22 protein-coding genes and 3 pseudogenes are annotated in these 24,372 nt (G+C 35.2%); 16 read left to right on the forward strand and 9 right to left on the reverse strand.

What is annotated here, in order from left to right:
• Positions 1-16: 16 nt before the first annotated feature.
• Positions 17-1,255, forward strand: a complete 1,239-nt coding sequence (locus tag ACIGHG_RS06270) for an MDR family MFS transporter (RefSeq protein WP_336472478.1) — start codon at positions 17-19, stop codon at positions 1,253-1,255.
• Between the two features lie 128 nt (positions 1,256-1,383).
• On the opposite strand, the gene ACIGHG_RS06275 is transcribed toward ACIGHG_RS06270, so the two are convergent.
• Both ACIGHG_RS06275 and ACIGHG_RS06280 read right to left on the reverse strand, forming a co-directional pair.
• Positions 1,384-1,767 carry an Hsp20/alpha crystallin family protein gene (locus tag ACIGHG_RS06275; RefSeq protein ID WP_336472479.1) on the reverse strand — a complete coding sequence of 128 codons (384 nt, stop codon included), beginning with the start codon at positions 1,765-1,767 and terminating at the stop codon, positions 1,384-1,386.
• A 148-nt stretch (positions 1,768-1,915) separates the two neighbouring features.
• Positions 1,916-2,062, reverse strand: a complete 147-nt coding sequence (locus tag ACIGHG_RS06280) for a small acid-soluble spore protein P (protein WP_020063100.1) — start codon at positions 2,060-2,062, stop codon at positions 1,916-1,918.
• 208 nt (positions 2,063-2,270) lie between these two features.
• On the opposite strand from ACIGHG_RS06280, the gene ACIGHG_RS06285 reads away from it, so the two are divergent.
• Both ACIGHG_RS06285 and ACIGHG_RS06290 read left to right on the forward strand, forming a co-directional pair.
• The gene (locus ACIGHG_RS06285) at positions 2,271-2,534 is read left to right on the forward strand and encodes a hypothetical protein (RefSeq protein ID WP_090913231.1); all 264 of its coding nucleotides are present in this window, start codon (positions 2,271-2,273) and stop codon (positions 2,532-2,534) included.
• A 106-nt stretch (positions 2,535-2,640) separates the two neighbouring features.
• A complete protein-coding gene (locus tag ACIGHG_RS06290; RefSeq protein WP_396547766.1) occupies positions 2,641-3,309 on the forward strand; it encodes a polysaccharide deacetylase family protein in 669 nt (222 codons plus the stop codon).
• Between the two features lie 34 nt (positions 3,310-3,343).
• Here the strand turns inward: ACIGHG_RS06290 and sspO are convergent, their stop codons facing one another.
• A complete protein-coding gene (sspO, locus tag ACIGHG_RS06295; RefSeq protein WP_020063103.1) occupies positions 3,344-3,493 on the reverse strand; it encodes a small acid-soluble spore protein O in 150 nt (49 codons plus the stop codon).
• Between the two features lie 282 nt (positions 3,494-3,775).
• Here sspO and acnA point away from each other — a divergent pair, with 282 nt between their 5' ends.
• From acnA to ACIGHG_RS06310, 3 genes are all read left to right on the forward strand, one after another.
• Positions 3,776-6,499, forward strand: a complete 2,724-nt coding sequence (gene acnA, locus ACIGHG_RS06300; protein ID WP_336472481.1) for an aconitate hydratase AcnA — start codon at positions 3,776-3,778, stop codon at positions 6,497-6,499.
• Positions 6,500-6,999: 500 nt separating this feature from the next.
• Positions 7,000-7,356: a hypothetical protein gene (locus ACIGHG_RS06305; RefSeq protein WP_396547620.1), complete on the forward strand. Its 357-nt coding sequence runs from the start codon at positions 7,000-7,002 to the stop codon at positions 7,354-7,356.
• A gap of 207 nt (positions 7,357-7,563) precedes the next feature.
• Entirely contained in the window at positions 7,564-8,208 is a 645-nt protein-coding gene (locus ACIGHG_RS06310; protein WP_396547768.1) for an alpha/beta family hydrolase, read from the forward strand.
• Positions 8,209-8,348: 140 nt separating this feature from the next.
• Here the strand turns inward: ACIGHG_RS06310 and ACIGHG_RS06315 are convergent, their stop codons facing one another.
• Positions 8,349-9,674 carry an MFS transporter gene (locus tag ACIGHG_RS06315; protein WP_396547770.1) on the reverse strand — a complete coding sequence of 442 codons (1,326 nt, stop codon included), beginning with the start codon at positions 9,672-9,674 and terminating at the stop codon, positions 8,349-8,351.
• 615 nt (positions 9,675-10,289) lie between these two features.
• Between ACIGHG_RS06315 and ACIGHG_RS06320 the strand changes: the two genes are divergently transcribed.
• The gene (locus ACIGHG_RS06320; protein ID WP_336472483.1) at positions 10,290-11,573 is read left to right on the forward strand and encodes a phytoene desaturase family protein; all 1,284 of its coding nucleotides are present in this window, start codon (positions 10,290-10,292) and stop codon (positions 11,571-11,573) included.
• Positions 11,574-11,590: 17 nt separating this feature from the next.
• Positions 11,591-12,463 (forward strand): RNA polymerase sigma-70 factor, encoded by an 873-nt coding sequence (locus ACIGHG_RS06325; protein ID WP_336472484.1) that lies wholly within the window; start codon positions 11,591-11,593, stop codon positions 12,461-12,463.
• Positions 12,464-12,553: 90 nt separating this feature from the next.
• Here the strand turns inward: ACIGHG_RS06325 and ACIGHG_RS06330 are convergent, their stop codons facing one another.
• A complete protein-coding gene (locus ACIGHG_RS06330; protein ID WP_336472485.1) occupies positions 12,554-14,059 on the reverse strand; it encodes a serine hydrolase domain-containing protein in 1,506 nt (501 codons plus the stop codon).
• 557 nt (positions 14,060-14,616) lie between these two features.
• Between ACIGHG_RS06330 and ACIGHG_RS06335 the strand changes: the two genes are divergently transcribed.
• The 5 genes and pseudogenes from ACIGHG_RS06335 to ACIGHG_RS06355 all read left to right on the forward strand — a co-directional run.
• Positions 14,617-16,383 (forward strand): LytS/YhcK type 5TM receptor domain-containing protein, encoded by a 1,767-nt coding sequence (locus ACIGHG_RS06335; RefSeq protein ID WP_336472486.1) that lies wholly within the window; start codon positions 14,617-14,619, stop codon positions 16,381-16,383.
• Positions 16,361-17,101 carry a LytR/AlgR family response regulator transcription factor gene (locus tag ACIGHG_RS06340; protein WP_336472588.1) on the forward strand — a complete coding sequence of 247 codons (741 nt, stop codon included), beginning with the start codon at positions 16,361-16,363 and terminating at the stop codon, positions 17,099-17,101. The genes ACIGHG_RS06335 and ACIGHG_RS06340 overlap by 23 nt, the downstream gene beginning before the upstream one ends.
• A gap of 137 nt (positions 17,102-17,238) precedes the next feature.
• The gene (locus ACIGHG_RS06345) at positions 17,239-18,441 is read left to right on the forward strand and encodes an L-lactate MFS transporter (protein ID WP_336472487.1); all 1,203 of its coding nucleotides are present in this window, start codon (positions 17,239-17,241) and stop codon (positions 18,439-18,441) included.
• A gap of 222 nt (positions 18,442-18,663) precedes the next feature.
• Positions 18,664-18,831: a DinB family protein gene (locus ACIGHG_RS06350; RefSeq protein WP_336472589.1), complete on the forward strand. Its 168-nt coding sequence runs from the start codon at positions 18,664-18,666 to the stop codon at positions 18,829-18,831.
• A 39-nt stretch (positions 18,832-18,870) separates the two neighbouring features.
• Positions 18,871-19,063 (forward strand): annotated as a pseudogene (locus ACIGHG_RS06355) (SMI1/KNR4 family protein); the annotation flags it as partial.
• A gap of 800 nt (positions 19,064-19,863) precedes the next feature.
• Here ACIGHG_RS06355 and ACIGHG_RS06360 read toward each other — a convergent pair.
• On the reverse strand, positions 19,864-20,898 hold the full coding sequence (locus tag ACIGHG_RS06360) for an alpha/beta hydrolase (RefSeq protein WP_336472488.1): 1,035 nt from the start codon (positions 20,896-20,898) through the stop codon (positions 19,864-19,866).
• Positions 20,899-21,091: 193 nt separating this feature from the next.
• A complete protein-coding gene (locus tag ACIGHG_RS06365; RefSeq protein ID WP_336472489.1) occupies positions 21,092-21,538 on the reverse strand; it encodes a GNAT family N-acetyltransferase in 447 nt (148 codons plus the stop codon).
• A gap of 156 nt (positions 21,539-21,694) precedes the next feature.
• Here ACIGHG_RS06365 and ACIGHG_RS06370 point away from each other — a divergent pair, with 156 nt between their 5' ends.
• Positions 21,695-22,042: an ammonia permease gene (locus tag ACIGHG_RS06370; RefSeq protein ID WP_336472490.1), complete on the forward strand. Its 348-nt coding sequence runs from the start codon at positions 21,695-21,697 to the stop codon at positions 22,040-22,042.
• Between the two features lie 87 nt (positions 22,043-22,129).
• Entirely contained in the window at positions 22,130-22,903 is a 774-nt protein-coding gene (locus ACIGHG_RS06375; protein ID WP_396547624.1) for a Cof-type HAD-IIB family hydrolase, read from the forward strand.
• 30 nt (positions 22,904-22,933) lie between these two features.
• Here the strand turns inward: ACIGHG_RS06375 and ACIGHG_RS06380 are convergent.
• Positions 22,934-23,243, reverse strand: a pseudogene (locus ACIGHG_RS06380) (IS4 family transposase); the annotation flags it as partial.
• A 13-nt stretch (positions 23,244-23,256) separates the two neighbouring features.
• On the opposite strand from ACIGHG_RS06380, the pseudogene ACIGHG_RS06385 reads away from it, so the two are divergent.
• Positions 23,257-23,619 (forward strand): annotated as a pseudogene (locus ACIGHG_RS06385) (DUF3139 domain-containing protein); the annotation flags it as partial.
• 174 nt (positions 23,620-23,793) lie between these two features.
• Here ACIGHG_RS06385 and ACIGHG_RS06390 read toward each other — a convergent pair.
• Positions 23,794-24,288 (reverse strand): DUF6022 family protein, encoded by a 495-nt coding sequence (locus ACIGHG_RS06390; RefSeq protein ID WP_396547626.1) that lies wholly within the window; start codon positions 24,286-24,288, stop codon positions 23,794-23,796.
• Positions 24,289-24,372: the final 84 nt, after the last annotated feature.

Below are 24,372 nucleotides of genomic sequence, written 5' to 3' on the forward strand. Positions count from 1 at the left end.
AGAGAAGGTGAAAGAGATGAAGGAGAAGTTAAGGAACATTCATCCAATCGGGATGAATATCATTATTGGAACATTATTTGCAAGATTTGCAACATCGATGAGCATTCCATTTTTAGCAATTTATTTGACGACTGCAAAAGGAATATCAGCTGGAGTTGCAGGAGCTATTATTGGAACGAGCGCATTAGTTGGTGTATTCGCAAGTTTTATTGGCGGAAATTTATCAGATCGTTATGGGCGAAAGAAGATTATGTTAGCCTCTATTTTTGTTTGGATTCTTGTCTTCATTGGATTTGGATTTGCGGAGCATGTTGTTGCATTTTTCCTGCTAAATGCACTAAATGGGATGTGCCGTTCATTTTTTGAACCAACGTCTCGTGCTTTATTATCCGATTTAACAAAGCCAGAGCATCGCTTAATGGTGTTTAACTTGCGCTATGGTGCGATTAATGTCGGATTTGCAATCGGACCGCTTATTGGTCTTCAGCTTGGCAGTGCAAAATCAACAATGCCATTTTTTATAACAGCTGTTGTGTATATTCTATATGCAATTGTGCTTGTAGTACAGTTCCGAAAGTATCACATTGAAGAAGGAAAAAAGGAAGAGAAAAAGGCAGCTACTTTTATAGATTCTTTGCACATTATAAGAAAAGACATTGTCTTTTTAGTTGCGTTAATTGGAATTATTATTAGTACAGCAGGATATGCGCAATTTTCATCAACGCTTTCTCAATATTTCGCGAACTCCCATGTATTTGAAAATGGAGTGACGTTGTTTTCTTACGCATTAACATTAAATGCAGTTACTGTCGTTATCGTCCAGTATCCAATCGTGCAAGCTTGTAAAAGGTATACACCGCTTGTATCAATTATGATCGGTACACTACTTGTTAGTGCGGGATTATGTGGATTTGGATTTGCAGGATCAATGTGGGCTGTTTTCGTTTGTACAATCATATTTACAATTGGAGAAGTACTAATGTTTTCCATGACAGATGTGTTTATTGATCAAATTGCAGCTTCAAATTTAAAGGGAACTTATTTCGGTGCGATGGGGTTCTCTGGAATTGGTGCTGTTATTGGACCATGGTTTGGAGGAGCTCTGTTAGATTATTACGGTTATCAGAGTGGTTTTGTGATTTTTACAATTTTGGCGACTCTTTCAATGTTTGCATTTCCGATTCTTTTATTAACAAGAAGTTTGCTTCGTAAAAGAACGATAGAAGAAAACATGAGCAGTACAAATGTAATGTGAGTTTACATGTAGGAATAAGGTTTTGAAAGAAAAAGGTGGATGATTGTAGTCAGCCACCTTTTTTTCGTATACATCATTTTAGTTAAAGAAAGGGTATTTCTTATATTACTTGGAAAATTTGTATACGATTATTTTGTAAGGAGAACGGTTCGTTCTGTTAATTGCGCCGCTTCTGTTTTAGAAATGTGAATGGCAAGAAGGCCATTTTCAAGATAGGCTAACATTTTTTTATATATAATATTGGCTGGTAAGAAAATCATATGCTGCAATGCAGAATTATTACTAGATACACTAATTTGTAGGCCTGTCTCCATCTTTTTAATAAGAATATTTTGCTCAACTACGTTCGGGATATCAGCTTCTAAAATATATTCTTGTTCTGTTTCAAAAAGGTCAACGTGAATACCGTTTGGAGAGGGGGAGTTTGCGTATAAATCGGAGCAAAATTGATTCATCCATTCTTCAAAGCCATCAACATGAAAAAGGCAGTCTTTTTTCTTTTTCTTGCCCATTGTAAGAAAACCTCCGTAAAAGTTCATTCATAATACGATATTCACTTTGAAAATAGAGGTGAAAAGGAAAGAGGAAATGTGCTTAAAAAAGAAGAGGAGATAGTATAAATATATGATAAATAGACAGTGCACATGCACTGTCTATTTTTTACATGTCGTGGTGAGCATGGTTTTTTTGGCGTGAATGCTTACGGTTTTTTACTTTGTGTGATCCGCTTAATGGTTCTGGTTGTCCTCCAGAAACTTGTCCTTGCGGTGAATTTTTACGAATGGATTTGCTGTTGTTTTTTTCCATTTATAATACCCCTCTTTTTATTAAGCTCCAGTGATGAATTGGATAAACGGTAGAGCTTGATTAGCGAAACGAATCAGCTGAGAAAGAGCACTTCAGCTTAAAGTTTCGCTTTATATTAGGATGAGAGAACTTCATAAATTTATACGAGAATGTTTTTTGAGAAAAAGGTAAAAGATAATGGAGAGTAAAGACAGAAAGGGGAATGATTATGCCGTACCACAAGGATAAACAACAAGCATTTCAAGCTGCGCAGCAAGGAACGGAAGATGCAGAAAATTTATATCAAAACATTGTGAAAAACGATCCAAATTATGCCCAGGACTTAAAACATTTACGTCAAGAAGTGCAAGAAGCATATGAACAAATCCAAAATGCATTAGAAGTCGCTTCTGAAACGCAGCGAACGCAATTACAGCAATATGAGCAAGAGTTGCAACATATTATGCAAAATGTGGAGGAAGCACGTGATTAATAGGTTGTTGAGTGTCCTCAGCAGCCTTTTCACATAAAAAGGGATAATAATGATTAAAAAAACGAACCGCATTATAATCAGTTGTCTAATCATAGTGTTAAGCTTGATGGGAATTGAAAAAGTTGATGCAAAAATGTTAATGAGAAAAGAGTTAGAGCCAACTGGCTTTGTAACGTGGGAAGTACCAACGAATGAAAAAATAATAGCAATTACTTTCGATGATGGTCCGGATCCTACATATACACCGCAAATTTTAAAAACATTACGCGAATACCACGCTGAAGCAACCTTCTTTATGATTGGCTTCAGAATTCAGCGTAATCCATATTTAATCGAACAAGTATTAAAAGATGGTCATGAAATTGGGAATCATACGATGAACCATTTGTATGCACGCAGTGCAACAGGCCAAAAGCTTGAAAATGATATTCTAGAGGGGAAAAAATATTTGGAAAAGTGGGTAGAGAAACCACTCCTTTTCCGTCCGCCTGGTGGTTATATTAATGAATCGGTGTTTAAAACAGCGACAGAAGCAGGATATCAAATCGTATTATGGTCTTGGCATCAAGACCCAAAGGATTGGTCTAATCCTGGAAAAGATAAAATTGTAAAGCATGTTCTAAACAATGCAAGAAGTGGTGATATTGTTTTACTGCATGATGGCGGAACCGATAGAAGCCAAACTGTTGAAGCATTAAAAGAAATTTTACCAGCGTTACAAAAACAAGGATATCGATTTGTGAAAGTGTCAGAGTTATTAAAGTACAAGCATTGAAAAATCCCAAAAGATTATCTTTTGGGATTTTGAATTATTGATTCTTTTTACGTTTTTTATTGTTTTGGCGTTGTGCAGGTGTTAATGGCTCATTCGAAAATTCCTCATTGTATCCTGTACCTTGTCCTTGTGCAGAGGCGGCATTCATTCCAGGAATGACATGATTTGCTTTACGCTTTCCCATTACTATTCCCCCTAATTGGCTATAAGAACTTGAATTGTTCCACTTATTTATAAAGTAAAATATCTTTTAAAAAGAAGTTTCACTTTACAGGAATAGTATCTGTTAACGAGAAAATTATTATACAACAACGAAGGTATAAAGAAAACTTATGGGAAACTATAAGTTTCTTATTATTTACTTATCCATTAAGTTGTAATAATATATTATCGTAAGGTATTGAAAAATTCGTCTACATTTTATATTCAGACAATTTCAGTCACGTTTAACAGGGGGGTAACCATAATGGTAAAACACAATCCATTTAACACTCGCGCAACATTTGTAGTAGATGGAAACACGTATCACTATTATAGTTTGAAAGCGCTTGAAAATGCAGGGGTAGGTAATGTTTCTAAATTACCTTATTCGGTTAAGGTATTACTTGAGTCAGTACTTCGTCAAGTTGATGGCCGTGTTATTAAAGAAGAACATGTTGAAAATTTAGCGAAGTGGGGAACGAAAGATATTCAAGATATCGATGTACCGTTTAAACCATCTCGCGTTATTTTACAAGACTTTACAGGAGTTCCAGCTGTTGTTGATTTAGCTTCTCTTCGTAAAGCAATGGCAGATATGGGTGGAGATCCTGATAAAATCAATCCAGAGATTACAGTTGATCTTGTTATTGACCACTCTGTACAGGTTGATAGAGCAGGTACATCAGATGCACTTCAATTTAATATGGACTTAGAGTTTAAACGTAATGAAGAACGTTATAAATTTTTAAGCTGGGCACAAAAATCATTTGATAACTATCGTGCAGTTCCACCAGCAACAGGTATCGTTCACCAAGTAAACCTTGAGTATTTAGCGCCAGTTGTTCATGCAGTGAAAAATGCTGAAGGCGAACTTGTTGCATACCCAGATTCATTAGTAGGAACAGATTCTCATACAACAATGATTAACGGTATCGGCGTTCTTGGATGGGGCGTTGGCGGTATTGAAGCAGAAGCTGGAATGCTTGGACAGCCTTCATACTTCCCAGTACCAGAAGTAATCGGTGTGAAATTAACAGGTACACTTCCAAGTGGTACAACAGCAACAGACGTTGCATTAAAAGTAACACAAGTATTACGTCAAAAAGGTGTAGTTGGAAAATTCGTTGAATTCTTCGGTAGCGGTTTACAAAGCATGCCATTAGCTGACCGTGCAACAATTTCTAACATGGCACCAGAGTACGGCGCGACTTGCGGATTCTTCCCAATCGATGATATTTCATTAGATTACCTACGTTTAACAGGAAGAAGCGAAGAACAAATTCGTATCGTTGAAGAATATTGTAAAGCAAACGGCTTATTCTATACAGCTGATAGTCAAGATCCAACTTATACAGATCTTGTTGAAGTTGATTTAAATACAATCGAGTCTAACCTTTCTGGTCCGAAACGTCCACAAGACTTAATTCCTCTTTCTGGTATGAGAGATGAGTTCCGTAAAGCTGTTGTGGCACCAGTTGGTAACCAAGGATTTGGCTTCTCAGATCAAGAATTTGATAAAGAAGTGAAAGTAGTATTACAAGATGAAGAAGTAACGATGAACACAGGTGCAATTGCAATTGCTGCGATTACAAGCTGTACAAATACATCTAACCCATATGTATTAATTGGTGCAGGTTTAGTTGCGAAAAAAGCAATTGAAAAAGGACTTAAAGTACCTGGTTATGTAAAAACATCATTAGCACCAGGATCTAAAGTTGTTACTGAATACTTAGATAAGTCTGGATTAACAACTTATTTAGATCAATTAGGTTTCCAAACAGTAGGTTATGGTTGTACAACTTGTATCGGTAACTCTGGTCCATTAGCACCAGAATTAGAAGAATCAATTGCTGCAAATGACTTATTAGTAACATCTGTATTATCTGGTAACCGTAATTTTGAAGGTCGTATCCATCCGCTTGTAAAAGCAAACTACTTAGCATCACCACCGCTTGTAGTTGCATACGCACTTGCTGGTACAGTAGATATCGACTTGAAAAATGATGCAATCGGTAACGATGCAAACGGCAACCCAATTTACTTTAACGACATTTGGCCAACAGCGGCAGAAATCGAAGAAGTTGTACAAAACGTTGTAACATCTGAACTGTTTAAGAAAGAATATGCACAAGTATTTAACAGCAACGAACGCTGGAACGAAATCCAAACTTCAAACGAAGCGTTATATACTTGGGATAATGACTCAACATATATCCAAAACCCACCGTTCTTTGAAGGATTATCTAAAGAGCCAGGTGAAGTAGAAACACTTTCAGGACTGCGCGTAGTTGGTAAATTTGGCGATTCTGTAACAACAGACCACATTTCACCAGCAGGATCTATCGGTAAAAATACACCAGCAGGCCGTTACTTATTAGAAAATGGCGTACAGCCAGTTGACTTCAACTCTTACGGTTCTCGCCGTGGTAACCATGAAGTTATGATGCGTGGTACATTTGCGAACATCCGCATTAAAAACCAAATCGCACCTGGCACAGAAGGTGGATTCACAACGTACTGGCCAACAGGCGAAGTGACATCTATCTATGATGCAGCAATGAAATACAAACAAGACGGCACAGGTCTTCTTGTTATCGCTGGTAAAGACTACGGTATGGGAAGCTCACGTGACTGGGCTGCAAAAGGTACAAACCTATTAGGCATTAAAGCAGTTATCGCAGAAAGCTTCGAGCGTATCCACCGCAGTAACCTTGTATTAATGGGTGTATTACCACTGCAATTTAAAGATGGCGAAAGTGCAGAAACATTAGGTCTTACTGGTCAAGAATCATTTGAAATTCAAGTTGATAAAACAGTAAAACCACGCGACCTTGTAAAAGTAGTTGCGACTGACTCAGAAGGAAACAAAAAACAATTTGAAGTTGTAGCACGTTTCGACAGCGAAGTAGAAATCGACTACTACCGTCACGGCGGTATCTTACAAATGGTTCTTCGTGAGAAATTAGAAGAGTCTAAGGTTTCTAACTAAGTTTAGATGTCAATGATTTTAAATGAACAATAGTTTAGTAGTTTCTAGATTAGTATAAATATTTACACTGTATGTAAAAGGGAAGGTGACGAAAGTTATCTTCTCTTTTTTGTAACTACTCAACTACTTTATGAAAAAAGGCAGAAAAGCATTTTTTTAAGTGGGCGAGAGGGACTGGCTATTATATATAAATCCAAATTAAAAACCTGACATAAACCCCTTTTCTTTTTAGATGGTCGAGAGCGTCTGGCCATGCGTAGAAGCGGTCAGGGCCTTTTTCCTCCACATGCGAAGTTCAAACAAAGAGAGAAAGAAAGTAACAGGTTATTTTTTGCTTGGCATGGCGGCGACTTGTGTGTTGGAAAGTCAAGTTGGATTTATATAGTAGCGGTCAGGGCCTTTTCCTACCACGTGCAAGGTTTGAAAACAAAGAAAGGCAGCGAGGTGTAGGTCCATTTTTATCTTCATTGCAGCAATTATAGGTAATAAGGGGCGGTGTAATGACTACTATTAAAGAAATCGGAAGCTTATGTATTACAGATAAAGATGGATATATGATCAACCAGTCGGATAAGAAGAAAATCAATCCTATTTTTTTACCTGTAATACATGATGTGATTCATGCTTATTCTACCTATCTCAAAGATGATTTACATAGTGTATACATAAGAGGATCAATTCCAAAAGGGATAGGCATTGAAGGTGTGGCTGATTTAGATACAATAGCGGTTACCAAGCAACGCCCTAATAAAATACAGTTAAATTGGGTGAAAAAAATAGAACACAGATTAAATCAAAAATATGATTGTGTAGATGGTATTGAACTAAGCTTCTATTCCATAGAAGATATAGATTAATTAGTAACTTTTGAGGATATGGATGCATGGTTATAATCAACCGATAAACAAGAAAGCAGATACTCACAATGTTTGAATCGATAAAAAGGTTTTTGACATACAGGATAAAATGTATTTCCGATAAATCATCCTGTTGTAAAGAGGACAATTTTCAAAAAAAACGGTAATTTATGTTATGGAATTATAAAAGTTTCGGAGGGAGCAATGATGAAAGGGAATAAAAAGGAGATACAAACAAACGACAAAGTGATTCGTTATACACATATAGAAAGGGGTTCCAAAACGATTTGCTTTATGTTTTCAGGTTCAGGTTACAATTACGATAAACCATTGTTTTATTACGCGACAATGGCAATGCTCCAAAATAAAATTGATATTGTCCAGATCCATTACTCCTATAATGAGCAACCAACGAAAAATAATATTGAAAAGATAACAAAAATAATGATGGATGATATTAATCCTGTGATTTTCGATGTTTTAAAAAGTGGACAATATAACAATTCTATTTTTTTAGGAAAATCACTCGGAACAATACCAATCGCGAATGACTTAATGAAGAGAGAAGAATTCCTAAAGTCAAAAATGATTTTATTTACTCCTCTAATAAATTTTGATTCAATCTTTGACTCAATCTTGAATAGTCATCATCAAGGTCTTTTCGTTATCGGGGATAAAGATCATTATTACAATGCAAATCAAATTGACCAATTAAGTAAAGCGAATTTAAAAGTTGCTGTAATTCAAAATGCAAATCATTCCTTAAATGTTGGAGAACTTGAAACAACAAATTCAATTTTAGCTTTATCAAGGATAATGGAAAAACTTCAAGAAACCGTTAGGACAAATTAGTGATAAACTGATATTATCAAAAGTGTAAATTTAATTGCTAAATAAATGTAAAATAGGTACTAATTGCACCTATTTTTGAATGGTCATTTTTAATTTTGTACTTCAAATCCGAACCCGTTACTATTAGAAGAACTGCTTTATTATGCTTTTAAACTTTCAGCACCTTGAGACGAAGATTGCTGTTTTCCTGGTTTCACAAATACCATGGCCAGCATACCAATAACGACTGCAATCGCGGCAGCAAGGAACATGGCTTGATATCCATATTTTGCAACAAGGCTTCCTGTTAAGGTCGGTGCAAGGATTGTCGCAAGATTGGCAATGAAATGCGTAACACCTCCAAATGTACCTGCCTTATTGGGCTCTGTATCTAATACAACCGTCCAGTAAATTGAGTTAGGTAAGTAATTGAATGCATTCCCAATGCACATTAAAGTGAGTACCATCGCAGGGCTTTTTACAGCTGGAATCAGCATAAAACAAACCGCTGTGCAAAATAAAGAAGCAACGGTAAACCAAGATCTTGCTAGGCGCAAATTCCCTGTTTTTTCTCGTATTTTATCAGAAATTTTCCCGCCAAGCAGTCCTGTGAATATCGCACCAATCCATGGGATCATTCCTAAAAACCCAAGCGAAGCTAATGAAAATCCAAATTCATCTTGTAGATATTTTGGTGTCCACGTAAGTAGTAAAATATTCACATATAAAAACGCAAAATATCCAATGGCATTCATGACTAAGGAAGGGTTTTTGAAAAAATGATACCAAGGGATCTGGGTTTGTTCTTTATTTTCTAATTGACTTTCCCCATCAAGCAAGCCATCTGTACTTCGAATTTCTTCTAATTCTTCTTTTGATACGTTCGGATGATCTTCTGGTAAATCCGTAAACACTTTCGCCCATACAAATACCCATAGTAACCCGACAACGCCTAAAATAATGAATGTGACCTTCCAGTTTGTAACAGAGAGAAGACCAACAACAATTGGTGCGGTAATGAGAGCACCGACGGGTGTTCCAATTAATCCAAGTGCGACCGCAAATCCTTTTTCCTTTGGTGATACCCAGTTTGCCATGGTACGATTCATCGTTGAAAGTGTAGGACCTTCTGCAAAACCGAACAATACACGAAACACAGCAAAGCCAGCTAATGCTGAACCGCCAAATAGTGCAGCGCCCAATTGCCCAGCAAAAATCGTTCCAATTTCAAAGATTGACCAACTCGTACCTGCTAGGATCCACATAAATTTCGGTCCCTTTTTATCTGCAAGCGCTCCGCCAAATAAAGCGCCAAATATGTACCCATATCCAAAGTAGCCAAGAATTGCTCCCCAGCTTACTGGATTCAAGTTGAATTCTTTAATAATGGCAGCTTGTGCGTAAGACATGGCGCCTCGATCGATATAGTTAATAATCGTCATAAGAACAATCATAAAAATGATAAAATATCTATATTTATTCTTCATCATGTGTCCCCCATTTATAGATCTTGTAGTGCAATTGTAGTAGGTGTTTTGTATATCATTTTTTGTGAATCAAATATAGTAATAAAAAAGCAGATTAAAAGTGCCATTTGTTATGTAAGACAAAAACATATGCTTTAAAAAACCCTCCATTACGATCTTTCCAAAGTATTTCACCACCTTAACTAAAATGTATTTGAATTTTTAGAAAAAATAATCTATTCAATATTTTATCATAGTTATTTTATATATAAAAGACAATGTATAGATATTAACTAGAGATATTCTCATCTCCTTGAATATCGCGCGATGCTGGTTGTATCCATTTCTATAATTATTTTTATTTTTTCTTTATCTTCAACAACCTGGCCCTTTAGTTGAGTGACATAAAGTTGTTCCGTTAAAGGGCAAGATTGTGAAATAACTATTTACATGATGGATACCGCAAGTAAAGGTAGTATCTGCGAATTGTGCCACCATATGTCCAATAATGAATATAGCCCACAGGTAAACTGGTTCGTATATTCGGCCAAAAAAAGTTTTCATAAATTAAGTTTTTTTGTCACAATTGAAACCCTCTATACGTCTTGATTAATGAAAAGAATAGGAGGGATTTAAATGAATAAATTTGATGTTGCCATTATTGGTGGTGGGTTTGCTGGATTAACAGCTGCTCTTTTTCTAGCAAAGGAAGGTAAGAAGGTAGTGGTGCTTGAAAAATCAGACCGATACGGAGGACGGTCGATGACCATTAATAAAAATGGCGTTCTCATGAACCTAGGTGCACATGCCCTTTATAAAGGCGGTGAAGCAATGAAGATATTTGATGAACTCGGGATTACAATCAAGGGAAATGAACCGTCTACGGGTGCACATGTTATTTGGAAAAATGAGGTTTATCAAGTACCGATGGGTTTACGTTCCTTATTTTCGAAGCAATTTCTTAATGGTTTAGGGAAGGTCCGTCTTGCAAAGCTTATGTTTCATCTCAGTAAAATGGATGTGAATTCGGTTTCAAATGAAAGCGTGCAAGCTTGGGCAGAAAGGGAAATCATTGATCCAATGGTGCGCCACTTCTTTTATGCATTATGTAGATTAACCACTCTAACATATGCTCCAAGTATACAGCTAGCTCACCCAGTTGTAAGGCAGATCCAGAGGGGGATAAAAGAAGGTGTTCTCTATGTCGACCATGGTTGGGAATCTATTGTAACCGAATTAAGGTCTAAAGCTGTTAGTTTTGGTGTTAAACTTCTTGAATCTATGAATGTGAATAGTATTGACCACAATGGCCAAGTTGAACGAGTGAGTTGTACGAATGGAGAATCGTTTGATGTAGAAAGTGTGATTATTGCAACATCTCCTAACGAAGCATGTCGTCTTGTGCCCCATGTTGAAAAAACCTCCCTGTATCGTTGGAAGGAGGAAGCAATTCCTGTAACCGCATCTTGCTACGATTTAGGATTAAAAACGTTACCTAATATAAATCATCAATTTGTGCTGGGGCTTGACCAACCAGTCGCCTTTACAAATCAATCCAGGGCCGCGAAGCTGAGTAATGACGGAACATCCGTAGTTTCCTTGGTTAAATATCATGATTTGAATAGAATTTCGATAGATTCTCGAACAGATAAACAACAATTAGAACATACAATGGATTTGCTTCATCCAGGCTGGCAAAAAGAAGTGGTCGAACAGCAATATTTACCTAAAATAACCGTTGTGCATAATTTTCCTCATACCGGTAGAACGGAAAAACCAGGTCCAGCAGTTCCAGAAATAAAGGGCCTTTATATAGCAGGAGATTGGGCAGGAGACGAGGAATTATTGGTCGATGCAGCTGTTGCAAGCGCGAAACGTGCAGCATTACACATATTGAAAAAAGATTGGGTGTTAGTATGAATCAAGAGAAAAAGAAGATGGAATTAGAACAAATTTATCAAGATTACAAGCCACTGCTTTTTTCTCTGGCATATCGAATGCTAGGAAGTGTGATGGATGCAGAAGATATTGTTCATGAATCATTCGTTACTTTTGCAAAACTTAAAGATTCTAAGTCCATTACAAGCGTAAAAGCCTATTTGTGTAAAATTACGACCAATTGTTGTATTGATCACTTAAGGTCTGCTGCCCACAAGAGAGAAACTTATGTGGGCACATGGCTTCCTGAACCGATTGTGGAAGATTACCTTGATGATCCGGCTAATTCATATTTTATGAAGGAATCTTTATCCACCGCCTATATAATGTTGTTGCAACAGTTATCTGAAGTTGAAAGAGCGGTGTTTCTTTTACGAGAAGTCTTTCAATACGAATATGATGAGATTGCCTCTATGGTGGATAAAAGCAGCACAAACTGTCGGCAAATATTTCATAGAGCAAAGAAAGGCCTTGTATATGAACCGAATGTTTACCAACAAGATTATCAGCAATTTAGTAACTATGTAGAAAGGTTCACTGCGGCATTGCAAAACGGTGAAATTTCAGAAATGATTCAAATGATGCAGAAAGACGCAATCTTTTATGCAGATGGTGGTGGGAAAGTTACAACTGCACTTAAACCCATTTATACTGCGGATCGAATTTCACACCTATTCTTGAATGTAATTAAAAGGTTACCTGAAGGTGCTTTGTTCAAATTTAAAAAGGTTAACGGTGGACCAGGAATTGTTGTTATGATTAACGGTTACCTAGCTTACGTAATTTCATTTGAGTTTAAAGAAGGGAAAATCAATTCCATTTACATGGTGGCGAATCCTGATAAGCTTAGCCGTTTAAACGAAAATATTTAAGCGGTTATCCAAAATATCAATAAAAAATGATGTTTTGGATAACCTTGTATTCTACTTACTTCATTATTGCTGAAGTTGTTTAGGTGAAATCTATTTCGTCTTTAATTTCATGTTCTTGGTGAAAACAAGCAATAATCCAAACAAATAATAAATGATACTTACTGTTATAACACTATAAGTAAACACTGGAATCGTCGTTGGAGCCCATACTTTAATAAATGCCCAAGACCATCCTCCAAGTAAAATTTTCGGAAACATGATTGTAAGCGTCAAGATTGCAGCTACAATCAACGTATGAATGGATAATAACAAGATCCTCTTTGCGTTTAATGATGTCCTAACTCGTTGTTTTCTAACGAGCTTCCGTATTATTCTTAGCGATAGTAGGATAAAAAATAAACCCAAACAGCCGACTACAATACATAGGATAGTCACGAATCTATCCAACTTTTGATAGTTATCGGAATGATGATTAGTAACATTGTTTCCCTCCCATAGATCCATCACGCCTTCACCTATGGCTGTTGTAAAGTTCGTATTCATATTGGACAGAATTGCTACCCCTAATTGTTCATCGGGCTGCATGATGAAATATGAGGTGAATGTTGGATTCTCTCCGGCATGGAAAATATATTGTTTTTCGTTTTTTTTAATAACTGCCCATCCGCTGGCATAGTAGGTATCCTTATCGAAAGGCTCCACTGACTGATCAGGGATATGCGATTCTTGAATGAGCTGCTTGTCGATTGTATTGCTCGGATCGTTTCCTAATTGTAGTTTCATCCATTTCGCTATATCATTCGTATTGCTGATAAGATATCCCGCTGGTATGTTCCCACGATAAATAGGCGGCGTGTAATACTGCTCTTTCATAAATCCTCTTTTATAACCAGAAGCCATTTCAGTGGACTGAACTTGATGCAACCCAACGAACGAGTCTTTCATACCGATCGGCTCTAATATCTGTTTTTTCATATATATATCGTAGGGTTGCTTCGTTACGCTCTCGATAACAAGTCCCAGTATATCATAATTGATTGTCGCATATTCAAAAGAGCTACCTGGCTTTCGGTTTAATTGCTGATTCAGTAATTTTCTTACGGTTAACTCAAGGGCGTTATCTGCATTACTTTCAGGAATTTGTGTTATAGAATTAGAAGCTATCCCGCTGGTATGATGAAGCAGCTGATTCAAAGTAATCGTCTGCGGTTCTCCATTATATTTTAACTCTAACCATGGGATATACTTCCGGACATCATCTGATTGTTTTAACAGCCCTTCTTTTTCTAATTGTAAAATGGCTAGACCTGTAAATGCTTTCGTTGTAGATCCGATTTCAAATAACGTATTAGAGGTCACAGGTGTTTTCGCCTTTACATCAGCGTACCCGAAGCCTTTTTGATAAACCGTTTTCCCTTTCTCTACAATAACTAACGATATCCCTGGAATTTTACTAATGCTTCTTTGCTCTTCAACAAACTGTTCGATCTTTTGAATTTTTTCACTTGATTCAGCGTTAGCTATTTTGGGTATGAAGCCACTAACCGCCAGAATTATAGCAATCATTAACATACAAAGTCTTACTGCTGGTTTCATTACCGATTCTCCTTGATTAAATTTATGCTTTTCATATAGCTGTTGCTGGCTACATAAAAGTAAATCGTTTGCATTGCCACGTAAATGTCTTCATGTACTTTAATTCCTCCTTATACATTGTTGGTGTACTAGATCATATGTCTTTTGTATACAACATAAACGAGAGACGGGCGTGAAGGACTATAAAAATGGAACGGATATTTAAATATTTTAGAAGAATATGGTTAAAGAAGACATGTATCTGTCTTACAAATTAAGCTTGTATTCTTACAAATTTGTCACTTTGTATAAAGCATAGTCACAAGGTTTCTGTCATAGAGTGCAAGGTAAATTGTTATAAAATAATAAGATTCGTTATCAAAAACCCGTATTTTTTGTAACTATTAACATGTTTATTAGCCTGTTAATTAAAGTGGTAATCCGCTGTGAAAAATGAAGTGAACAAAAAGTAACTCTAAAATCAATCTTTATGGTGTAACTTGGATTTTATTGACGTTTACGGTATAGACATAATGATGTAATATATTGAATGAAAATACATGAAGGATGGACATAAAATGGGAGATTTATTATTGATGATGATTGAACGAGTTGGTTTAATCGTTATTTTAGGATATTCACTTTCACATATTAAGGCGTTCCGTTGGCTGCTGCATAAGCAAGATGGTTATAAAGGTAGCTTTATGTTAATTGGCATATTTTCATTATTTACAATTGTAAGCAACTACACAGGGATTGAGATTTCTGGTAATACGATTTTGAATGATAACTGGCTGCGGGGTGTCTCTTCTTCTAGTACGATTGCGAATACGCGTATTATGGGAATTGGGATTAGCGGGTTACTTGGAGGTCCAATTGTTGGAATAGGAGTAGGATTTATAGCTGGCATTCATCGTTATATGCTAGGGGGAACGACTGCATTGAGCTGTGCAGCCTCTTCAATTTTAGCTGGGATTGTGACAGGTTATATTGGCTATTTATATCAAAAACGAAATCGCGTTGTGACCCCTAAGTTTTCTTCGGTGCTTAGCATCTGTATGGTATCGCTGGAAATGCTTATGATTCTTTTTATAATCGATGACGGCTGGAGCATTGTGAAAACAATTGCAATTCCAATGATTATCGTAAATGGTTTCGGAAGTTTTATTCTATTGTCAATGATTCAGTCCATGTTACGACAAGAAGAACATGCGAAGGCATTACAAACGCATAAAGTATTGCGCATTGCTGATAAAACACTTCCGTATTTTCGCCAAGGATTAACGGAAGAATCATGTACGCAGGTGGCGCAAATTATCCATCACTTTACAGGAACAGATGCAGTTTCTTTAACAGATACAGAAAAAATATTAGCACATGTTGGATTAGGATCTGATCATCATATTCCTTCCCATAGCTTAATTACTGAATTGTCAAAAGAGGTGTTAAAGGTCGGGGAGATTATGAAAGCAAAGTCGCGTGAAGAGATTAATTGTCAGCATGGAGGGTGTTTATTACAAGCTGCAATCGTGATTCCGCTCACATCACGTGGAAAGACCATCGGTACGTTAAAGCTTTATTTTAAAAATCCCAATTCATTAAGCCCCGTAGAGGAGGAGCTGGCAGAAGGATTAGCGAAAATCTTTTCAACGCAGCTTGAGCTTGGAGAAGCAGAACTGCAAAGTAAATTGTTGCAAGATGCGGAAATAAAGGCGCTGCAAGCACAAATTAACCCTCATTTTCTTTTTAATGCGATTAATACAGTCTCTGCTTTATGTCGTACAGATGTAGAGAAAGCAAGGAGATTATTGTTACAGCTAAGCGTATATTTTCGCTGCAATTTACAAGGTGCAAGGCAGCTTCTTATTCCATTGGAACAAGAATTAAATCATGTGCATGCGTTTTTGTCGTTAGAACAAGCAAGATTTCCGAATAAATATGAAGTGAAAATGTATATTGAAGATGAATTGCATAATATTTTGCTTCCACCGTTTGTGCTGCAATTATTAGTAGAAAATGCTCTTCGTCATGCATTTTCTCAAAAACAGCCTATATGTCAAGTTGAAATTCATGTTTATGCCAAGCAAAACAGCGTACATTTCAAAGTAAAAGATAACGGTCAAGGGATTGAACCAGAACGATTAGAGCGGTTAGGAAAAGCAATTGTATCGTCAAAAAAAGGAACGGGAACAGCATTATATAATATTAATGAACGGTTAATGGGCTTGTTTGGAAAAGATACAACACTTCATATTGTTAGTGAGCTAGAAGCAGGGACGGAGATGTCCTTTATGATTCCAATTCAAAGAAAAGGAGGAAGCGATATTGAGAATATTAGTAGTTGATGATGAAATGTTGGCGCGTGACGAATTAAAATATTTATTATATCGAACGAAAGAAGTCGATATTATTGATGAGGCAGACAGTGTAGAAGAAGCGTTAGAGAAGTTGATAGAAAGTAAACCAGATCTTGTTTTTTTAGATATTCAGCTGTCGGATGATAATGGATTTGAAATTGCTAATATACTAAAGAAGATGAAAAAGCCGCCTGCTATTGTATTTGCAACGGCCTATGATCAATATGCCATTCAGGCATTTGAAGTAGATGCTTTAGATTATATTTTAAAGCCGTTTGACGAAGAGCGCATTGTCCAAACGATTAAGAAATTTAAAAAACGAAAGCAACATGAAATGGAAGAGAAACAAGAAATACATGCGTCAGATGGATCTAGCAGAATGAAAAAATTAGCGCTGCTGATTGATGAATCGATTGTATTAGTGAATATAGAAGATATCGTATATGCTGGATTGTTAGACGGAAAAGTAATTGTGAAAACGATTTGTGATACGTATGTGACGAACGATACGCTTGCCATATTAGAAAAAAAATTGCCACAAGTGAATTTTCTGCGTGTGCATCGCAGTTTTATCGTAAATGTAAACCATATTTCTGAAATTCAGCCGTGGTTTAACTCTACGTATAATTTAATTATGAAAGAGGATTCAAAAGTGCCTGTAAGCCGAACATATGCAAAAGAATTAAAGAAGCTGCTTTGTATTTAACAAGCAGCTTTTTGCATTTCATCCTTCTTTTTCTGTAACTGATTTCATATATTTGACGCCCTGTGTTGTAAGCACCTACACAATCGTTTACATCCTATACAATAACGGTATCAAATCGAAAGAGGTGGAAGGATGATATGAAACGTTCATCTGTTAATCCATGGCTTGTTGTCCTCGGTACAGTCATTGTCCAAATGGGACTTGGAACGATATATACATGGAGCTTATTCAATCAGCCTTTAGTGAGTAAATACGGCTGGAGTCTTAACGCTGTTGCGATAACTTTCTCAATCACTAGCTTTTCTTTAGCATTTTCAACTTTGTTTGCGGGTAAATTACAAGAGAAATGGGGACTTCGTAAACTCATTATGATAGCTGGATTAGCCTTAGGAATTGGGTTGATGCTTAGTTCGCAAGTTTCCTCATTACCAATGCTTTATGTACTAGCAGGCGTTGTTGTAGGTTACGCAGATGGTACAGCTTATATCACTTCACTATCCAATTTAATAAAGTGGTTTCCAGAGCGTAAAGGTTTAATTTCTGGTATATCTGTCTCTGCATATGGCGCGGGTAGCCTAATTTTTAAATACATTAACGCAAAGTTCATTGCTTCAGTTGGTGTATCACAAGCGTTTTTATATTGGGGCTTAATTGTCGCAGTTATGATAGTGATAGGCGCTTGTTTTATCCATAAAGCGGCTGAACAAGATACAGTTCATGAAACAAAAAGTCATGACTTTACAATAAGAGAAATGCTACGCACAAAAGAAGTGTATCTGTTATTTATTATGTTTTTTACATCATGTATGAGTGGCTTATACTTAATTGGTATGGTAAAAGATATCGGTGTTAAACTTGTAGGGCTTAGCGCAGCAACAGCAGCTAATGCTGTCGCTATGGTTGCGATCTTTAATACGGTTGGCCGAATCATCTTGGGACCGTTGTCAGATAAAATTGGCCGTTTAAAAATTATTTCCACAACGTTTGTCGTTATAGCTATGTCTGTTTTTGTTCTCAGTTTTGTGGATTTAAATTATGGTATCTATTTCGCATGTGTAGCAAGCGTAGCTTTTTGTTTTGGTGGAAATATCACGATTTTTCCAGCCATTGTTGGTGATTTCTTCGGTCTAAAAAATCATAGTAAAAACTACGGTATCGTGTATCAAGGCTTTGGTTTTGGAGCACTCGCAGGTTCCTTTATCGGTGCAATTCTAGGCGGATTTAAACCAACCTTTATGGTGATTGGCGCATTGTGTGTCGTGTCATTTATTATCGCTATTTTAATTCGACCACCTAGTCAGCAAAAAGAAAAACAAGAAAATTATCGCAGTGCAGCGTGAGCATGTTTCATTTTTATTTAAAGTTTAAAGATAAAAGAAGAGGGATTCGCTTTTCTAATGAAAAGTAAATCCCTCTTCTTATTCATACTTATAAATATATATGATTTTTAAATTTAATTAAGGATATAATTACGATTTCTAGCCTAAGTGATGTGGGGATTTTTTCTAATATAACCAGACCAGTGACAGAGAGCTTTTTAGAGTAGTATGCTCTTGATTCCTATGAGAAGTAAGAGTGGTAATTTATTTTCATTTACTTATGAAAGAATTATTCGTCATATCATTACTCATGAAATTCATCACATTGGACAGTTGTCTGTTTGGTTACGAGAAATTGGCTTAAAGCCTGTTTCATCTGATTTATTAATAAGGGATTATATAAGAATTTAGTTCTATTTCTTAATGCTATTATTGATTTAAAATAATGTTGAGGCTTTTTCAAATCTAGAAGATGAATATGATGTGGTTTGGCATAACAAGTTAGCTTTTTGTGAAGTGGGAAATGGAGATTACTTAGCGTTTGATTTGAATCATAGTAATGATGCTCCAATAGTTCTACCTTAGTCATGATGATGGAGACGGACACGGATATAAAATAGCGAATAATTTCATTGAATTTATTTGATAATTGTCTTGTGCTTATTCGTGAATCGAGCACTTTTTTTAAAATGAAAAATAATAAACGTGTGTGAAAAAGGATGTTATGTTTCCTCATAGAAAAAAGCAACCGGTTGAATTATCAAAGTTGAAATTAAGATCCATATGGCAAGGATAAGGAATGTATTCGTCATTGGGCTTATAAAAATTAATAAACAAGTTAGTAAATGAAATAGAACATAGATCAGAAAAGATTTTTTTGTTGCATGTAATGTTGTATCGCAGTTTGGGCAAACAAGCTTATGAGTGTTGTTTCATAAAAAGAGGGTTCTTTTCTTTATTTCGCTATGGCATTTGGGACATGTTTTCATTTTTATTTCACCTCATCATTTGTTAATTTGAAGACTACAAAATTCTTTGGATAAAATAAGAAAAGGAGTAGAGCAATTCAATGTTTTTCTTTATCTGTCAATCTACGTAAAAGAGAGTATATTGATAGAAAAATGATGATATAAATCCCGAAATCAATTGTGAATAATAAAATGTCGAATTTATCCTGAAATACGTTGTAATTCAGGCCGATATAAGAATATATGAATTTGGAAATGAGATTTGAAAGCAGAATAGAAAAGAACATTACAATGAAGTTTCTCATTGACACCCTCCTATAAAATACCATATATGTATATTTATTGTACTGAAAATTCTAATTATATTCAATAGATGAACAAGAAACCTTTGAAGGGATGACTTTATCTTGAATTTATCCCCCACCTATCTTCTTCGATTCTCTCTGAATATTGAGGTGGGGGGTCTTACTGCCCGTTAATGCGGGATAAATGTATCGCACATCCATTCATAAAATTTTTCCTTCTCTTCAAATTGTGGATAATGAGCTGATTTCTCAAAAGCAATAAATTCTTTTTTATTGGCTTCAATCATATCAAAATATTTTTTTGCTGCATTAGATGAAGTCATATAGTCATATTTACCCATGATAAAATAGCACGGTAATTTAAGTTTTGTTACTAAAGTAGGTAATGGATTTTTCAATACTTCCTTTAACAAAATCTTTTGTGAATAGGCTAACCCATAGTTATAACGGATTACATCTAATAAATTATACTCACTACTAAATAACATACTGATGTTATTACCATCGGGATTATCAATAAGTCTTGAACTCCCACCATATTTCATAACATAATTTCGTGGAGTAAACGTATCGCCATTTTTGATTTTTTCAGTTAACCCTTGTAAATATAAAACATCATCCGTATTGCCATCATTTTGAGCCTGATTAATAGAGTAATTCAAACTGTCAATCTCGTTTTCTACTGTATCACTCATCTGTCCAATACCAACATATGCTTCATATTTTTCAGGAGCTTTATAGGCAGCTTGCATTCCAATATATGTACCATAAGAATGACCAATTAGTATTACCTTTTCTTTGCCAAGACGTTCTGATATATAATCCGTCATAGCTAATAAGTCCTCTACGAGTAAGTTTGATGAAAGATTAGAATAATCCTCAAAAAAATGATAGGATTTTCCACTTGCTCTTTGGTCGTAATTAACAACCGTAAAATTGTTTTCCAATAAGTCTTGGTACTTATCGGCATACGGTATTTCCGGACATCCAGGTCCTCCATGTACAAAAATAATAACTGGATTATCCTTATTTTTGCCACGTATCATAATTTCATGATTACTTCCATTTATCTCTACTTGTTCTAATGTACTTATACTGTTATCACCTTTTATATGCGAAGTCCATGTAGGGAAAAAAAGTGCTATGATTAGTAATATGATAATAATTACTCCGATACATTTTATTAATTTTTTTATATTTTTCATATGACCCCTTTCTTCTTAATGTGTTTATTTGTCGAAAGTAAATTATTACCTTTTCACTTTAACACAGTTGAAATAAATATGGGTTACATTATTTGTAAAAATATCTACTGACAATTAATAAAAAGAGATTACTGCTTTTTGAACGAACCTGCCCCGTTAGTTAAAAAGAAAATACCCTTAGACAAATAATTACCTAGGGAGTTGACTGAATAGGTATGTATTTTTTGAATCCCTTGCTTATGGTTCCATTATAGCCATTTTTCGTGAAGAATTTATGTGCTTCTACTCTAGTTGCGCTACTTAATAAAATAATTCTTGTAGATTCTCTTGCAATTGATAGCTGTTCTACATGTTTCAATAATTTTTCACCTATTCCATTCCCTCGAAATTCTTCATTTACAATCACATATTCTACAACAGTATATGGTCGAAATTGATATCCAGGGTCAAGGCAAAAAGTCATAAATATACTTCCCTTCACCTTGCCATGCTCCTCATAAACAAACAAAAAGTTATTGGCATCATTCCTAATTTGTTCAATTCTTTCTGGCAAAACCTTAATGTTTTTACTGTGCGGTGCTAATATTTTATAGAGATTTTCAATTGCATTACTGTCCTTTGATTCAGCTTCGCGAATCATATAACTCCTCCTCTGTTCACATTGATATATAAATAGTTTGAAATATTGTTACATCTAAATCATATCCTAAGAAATACTTTTTTGGTACAATTTAGATGTAGGTTTACGCTTAGCACAGCCAAAAAATAAAATGTATGATATGGAGAGACTTTATATATGCAAATTTTACTTTGGATTTTCTTTATGCCAATACTTATATTATGTGGAATTATTGGAGGAATCTTTTTAATTATAGCAGGGGCTAAGTATCGCAAATTACTCGTTATCATATCAGGAATTGTTTGTTGTTCATTTATCATTATGCCTTTTGTTTTCTTAGGAATGGGTATCGATATGGAGAAACTTATTCCGATTCCAACTGTTATGTACTGGAGTTTGTTTGCTTTAACGGGGTTATTTACATGCTTGAGTGGGAGTAGTAATCAAATTGTGAGTATTCGAAATGTGGGAATTATTATTTGTTCTGCAGGAACACTTGGAGCTATTTTTTATCAAATTATATAATATTAGCGATGATGAGCGAAATTGTTGTTTTTTACTTTTAGGTACTTATCTTCTGATTTATGTATTGATTTGTAAAGGAGTTATTTTATGGATTATAAAATTGTATTTTTTGATGTTGATGGAACCCTTACACATCATGAAAATGGTAGTATTTCAGATAATACGAAAGAAGCTATAAAATTACTGAAAAATAAAGGATTAAGGGTGGTTGCAGCAACTGGAAGACCGTTATCGATGTGCGATGAAATAAGGAAATTAGGAGTAGATACGTTCATTACAGCAAATGGAGCTTATGTGAAACACAATCAAGAGGTTCTTCATAAAGTACCAATGGATAAAAATATCATTCGAGAAGTGGTTGAATTTGCAAATATGGAGAATAATGGGCTCTCATTTTTTACAGAAGATTTTAGTATGAATGGTGTAGAAGATAAAGAAATACTAAAAGCATTGAATGAAACGTTGTCATTGAATGCTTATCCAACTATAGATAAACATATTTATAATCAAGAGGTCTATTTGATGTGTTTATATGCTACTGATGAAACAGTAGAGAAATACATTCATAAGTTCCCACATTTAACATTTAGCAGATGGCATCCTTTTGTTTTAAATGTTTTACAAGAAGAAGTATCCAAATCCTTAGCAATTAAAAGTGTCTTACAGTATTTTAGCATTGATAAATCAGAGGCTATTGCGTTTGGGGATGGTGGAAATGATATAGACATGTTGGAATTAGTAGGATTTGGGATTGCTATGGGAAATGGGAATGAAGAATTAAAAGCAGTTGCAGATTTCGTCACGAAAGAGTCAAGTGAAGATGGAATCGACTTTGCTCTTAGAAAGTACGGAATTATTTAAGTATGAATAAATAACGATCATTTTTTTGATTTAAGCCGCTTGATTATCAGACATGGTACAATTGTAAACGACACCTAATATATCAAAGACTGTTTTCTTCTCATACCTATGAGATTTTCGTCCGTTTTGCTGTAGGAGGTTGAATAGGCGAAGTAGAACCTTTGATAGCTCTTGGGTGTCTTTCTGTATAGCTTGGAAAAGAAGAAGAAAATAATCTTTCATCATATATGGCCTTATACTCACTCAGTTCTTGTTTCTTTTTCATAAGAAGTAATTGCCGAATTTGAAACATGACAGAAGAACAGAGTAGAATGGCAATCAGTTGTCCATACAAATGGCAGACACTTTCAAAGGTAGTGTTTAAAAATGAACCATATGTTACATACTTTTATAATTACGATGAAAATAAAAAAATAATACAAGACAATAGTATTTTAGGGAAACACACTGAATCATTTGAAAATCTTAATTTAAATTGGTCGCTTTTCGACCAATTAGTAGATGGCATTCATGAAAACTTAAAAGAAAGAGGATTGAGTGAGAAAAAAGATTATTCTATACGATACATTCAATTTATTGATGTAGATGATGATAAAAATGGTGCAGAAGCTTTCGTAGATTTTAAGAAAGATAAAGAATCTCATTACGTATACCGTATGAATAATGAGGGAAAAGCTTATCAATACAGTTGCAAAAATGGTAAATGCACTTTTTAAAAATAATTAAAAGGGGGAGGGAGACATTTGATCTCCCATTTTCAATCCTCCCCATTTCTCATAATGCTTTAGTTACTTTATTTTAACTATAGGAATTTAAATAGTAGGTAGTTCCATATATTGTTGCTTGTTGGATGGGGCAAGCCCTTTTTAGACAGCCTCTTGTTACATTAATCAAGAATTTTCGTTTAGGCTTAGAATTTTTTTGGTAATTTCATTTCTTTCAGTACTTGTAAAAGTCATTAGTTTTGGAGCTGAAGGGAGGTTGAAATTCACATGAGAATGAGATAATTCAAAAAGAAAAGTACCAATTAATTGTTTATTTCGGTTTTCAATGACAATCCAAAAGATACGCTTTTCATGATCAGGCGTTCCCCATTTTGCTTTTTCAATAGAATTTCTAAAATTTAAGCACCCAGCAATAATAAAGTCATCTTCTTTTGTTTTTTCAGCAGACTGAAAACCTGCTTTCTCAAGCTCTTTCCATGCTGGGGGAAGTAGTTTATCTAAGTACATACCATACGTGGCATCTTCATACTCAGGAAATAATTTTTGGAGTTCCTCAATGGTATTTGCAAGAACTTCTTCCCAATGGTCCTTTAGATAACCAGATACTTTTTGTCCTAACTCTTCAATTGACATTTCGGGTTGAATGTTTAATTTTGACACTTAAATCCCTCCATCATTTTTTGTTACTTACTTCTTAATCTTATAACATTAAAGCCAATTATAAAGTTTTCAATTGTATATACT

It is taken from the genome of Bacillus sp. NPDC077411, from assembly GCF_044543425.1.
GTDB classification, from domain to species: Bacteria; Bacillota; Bacilli; order Bacillales; family Bacillaceae_G; genus Bacillus_A; species Bacillus_A bruguierae.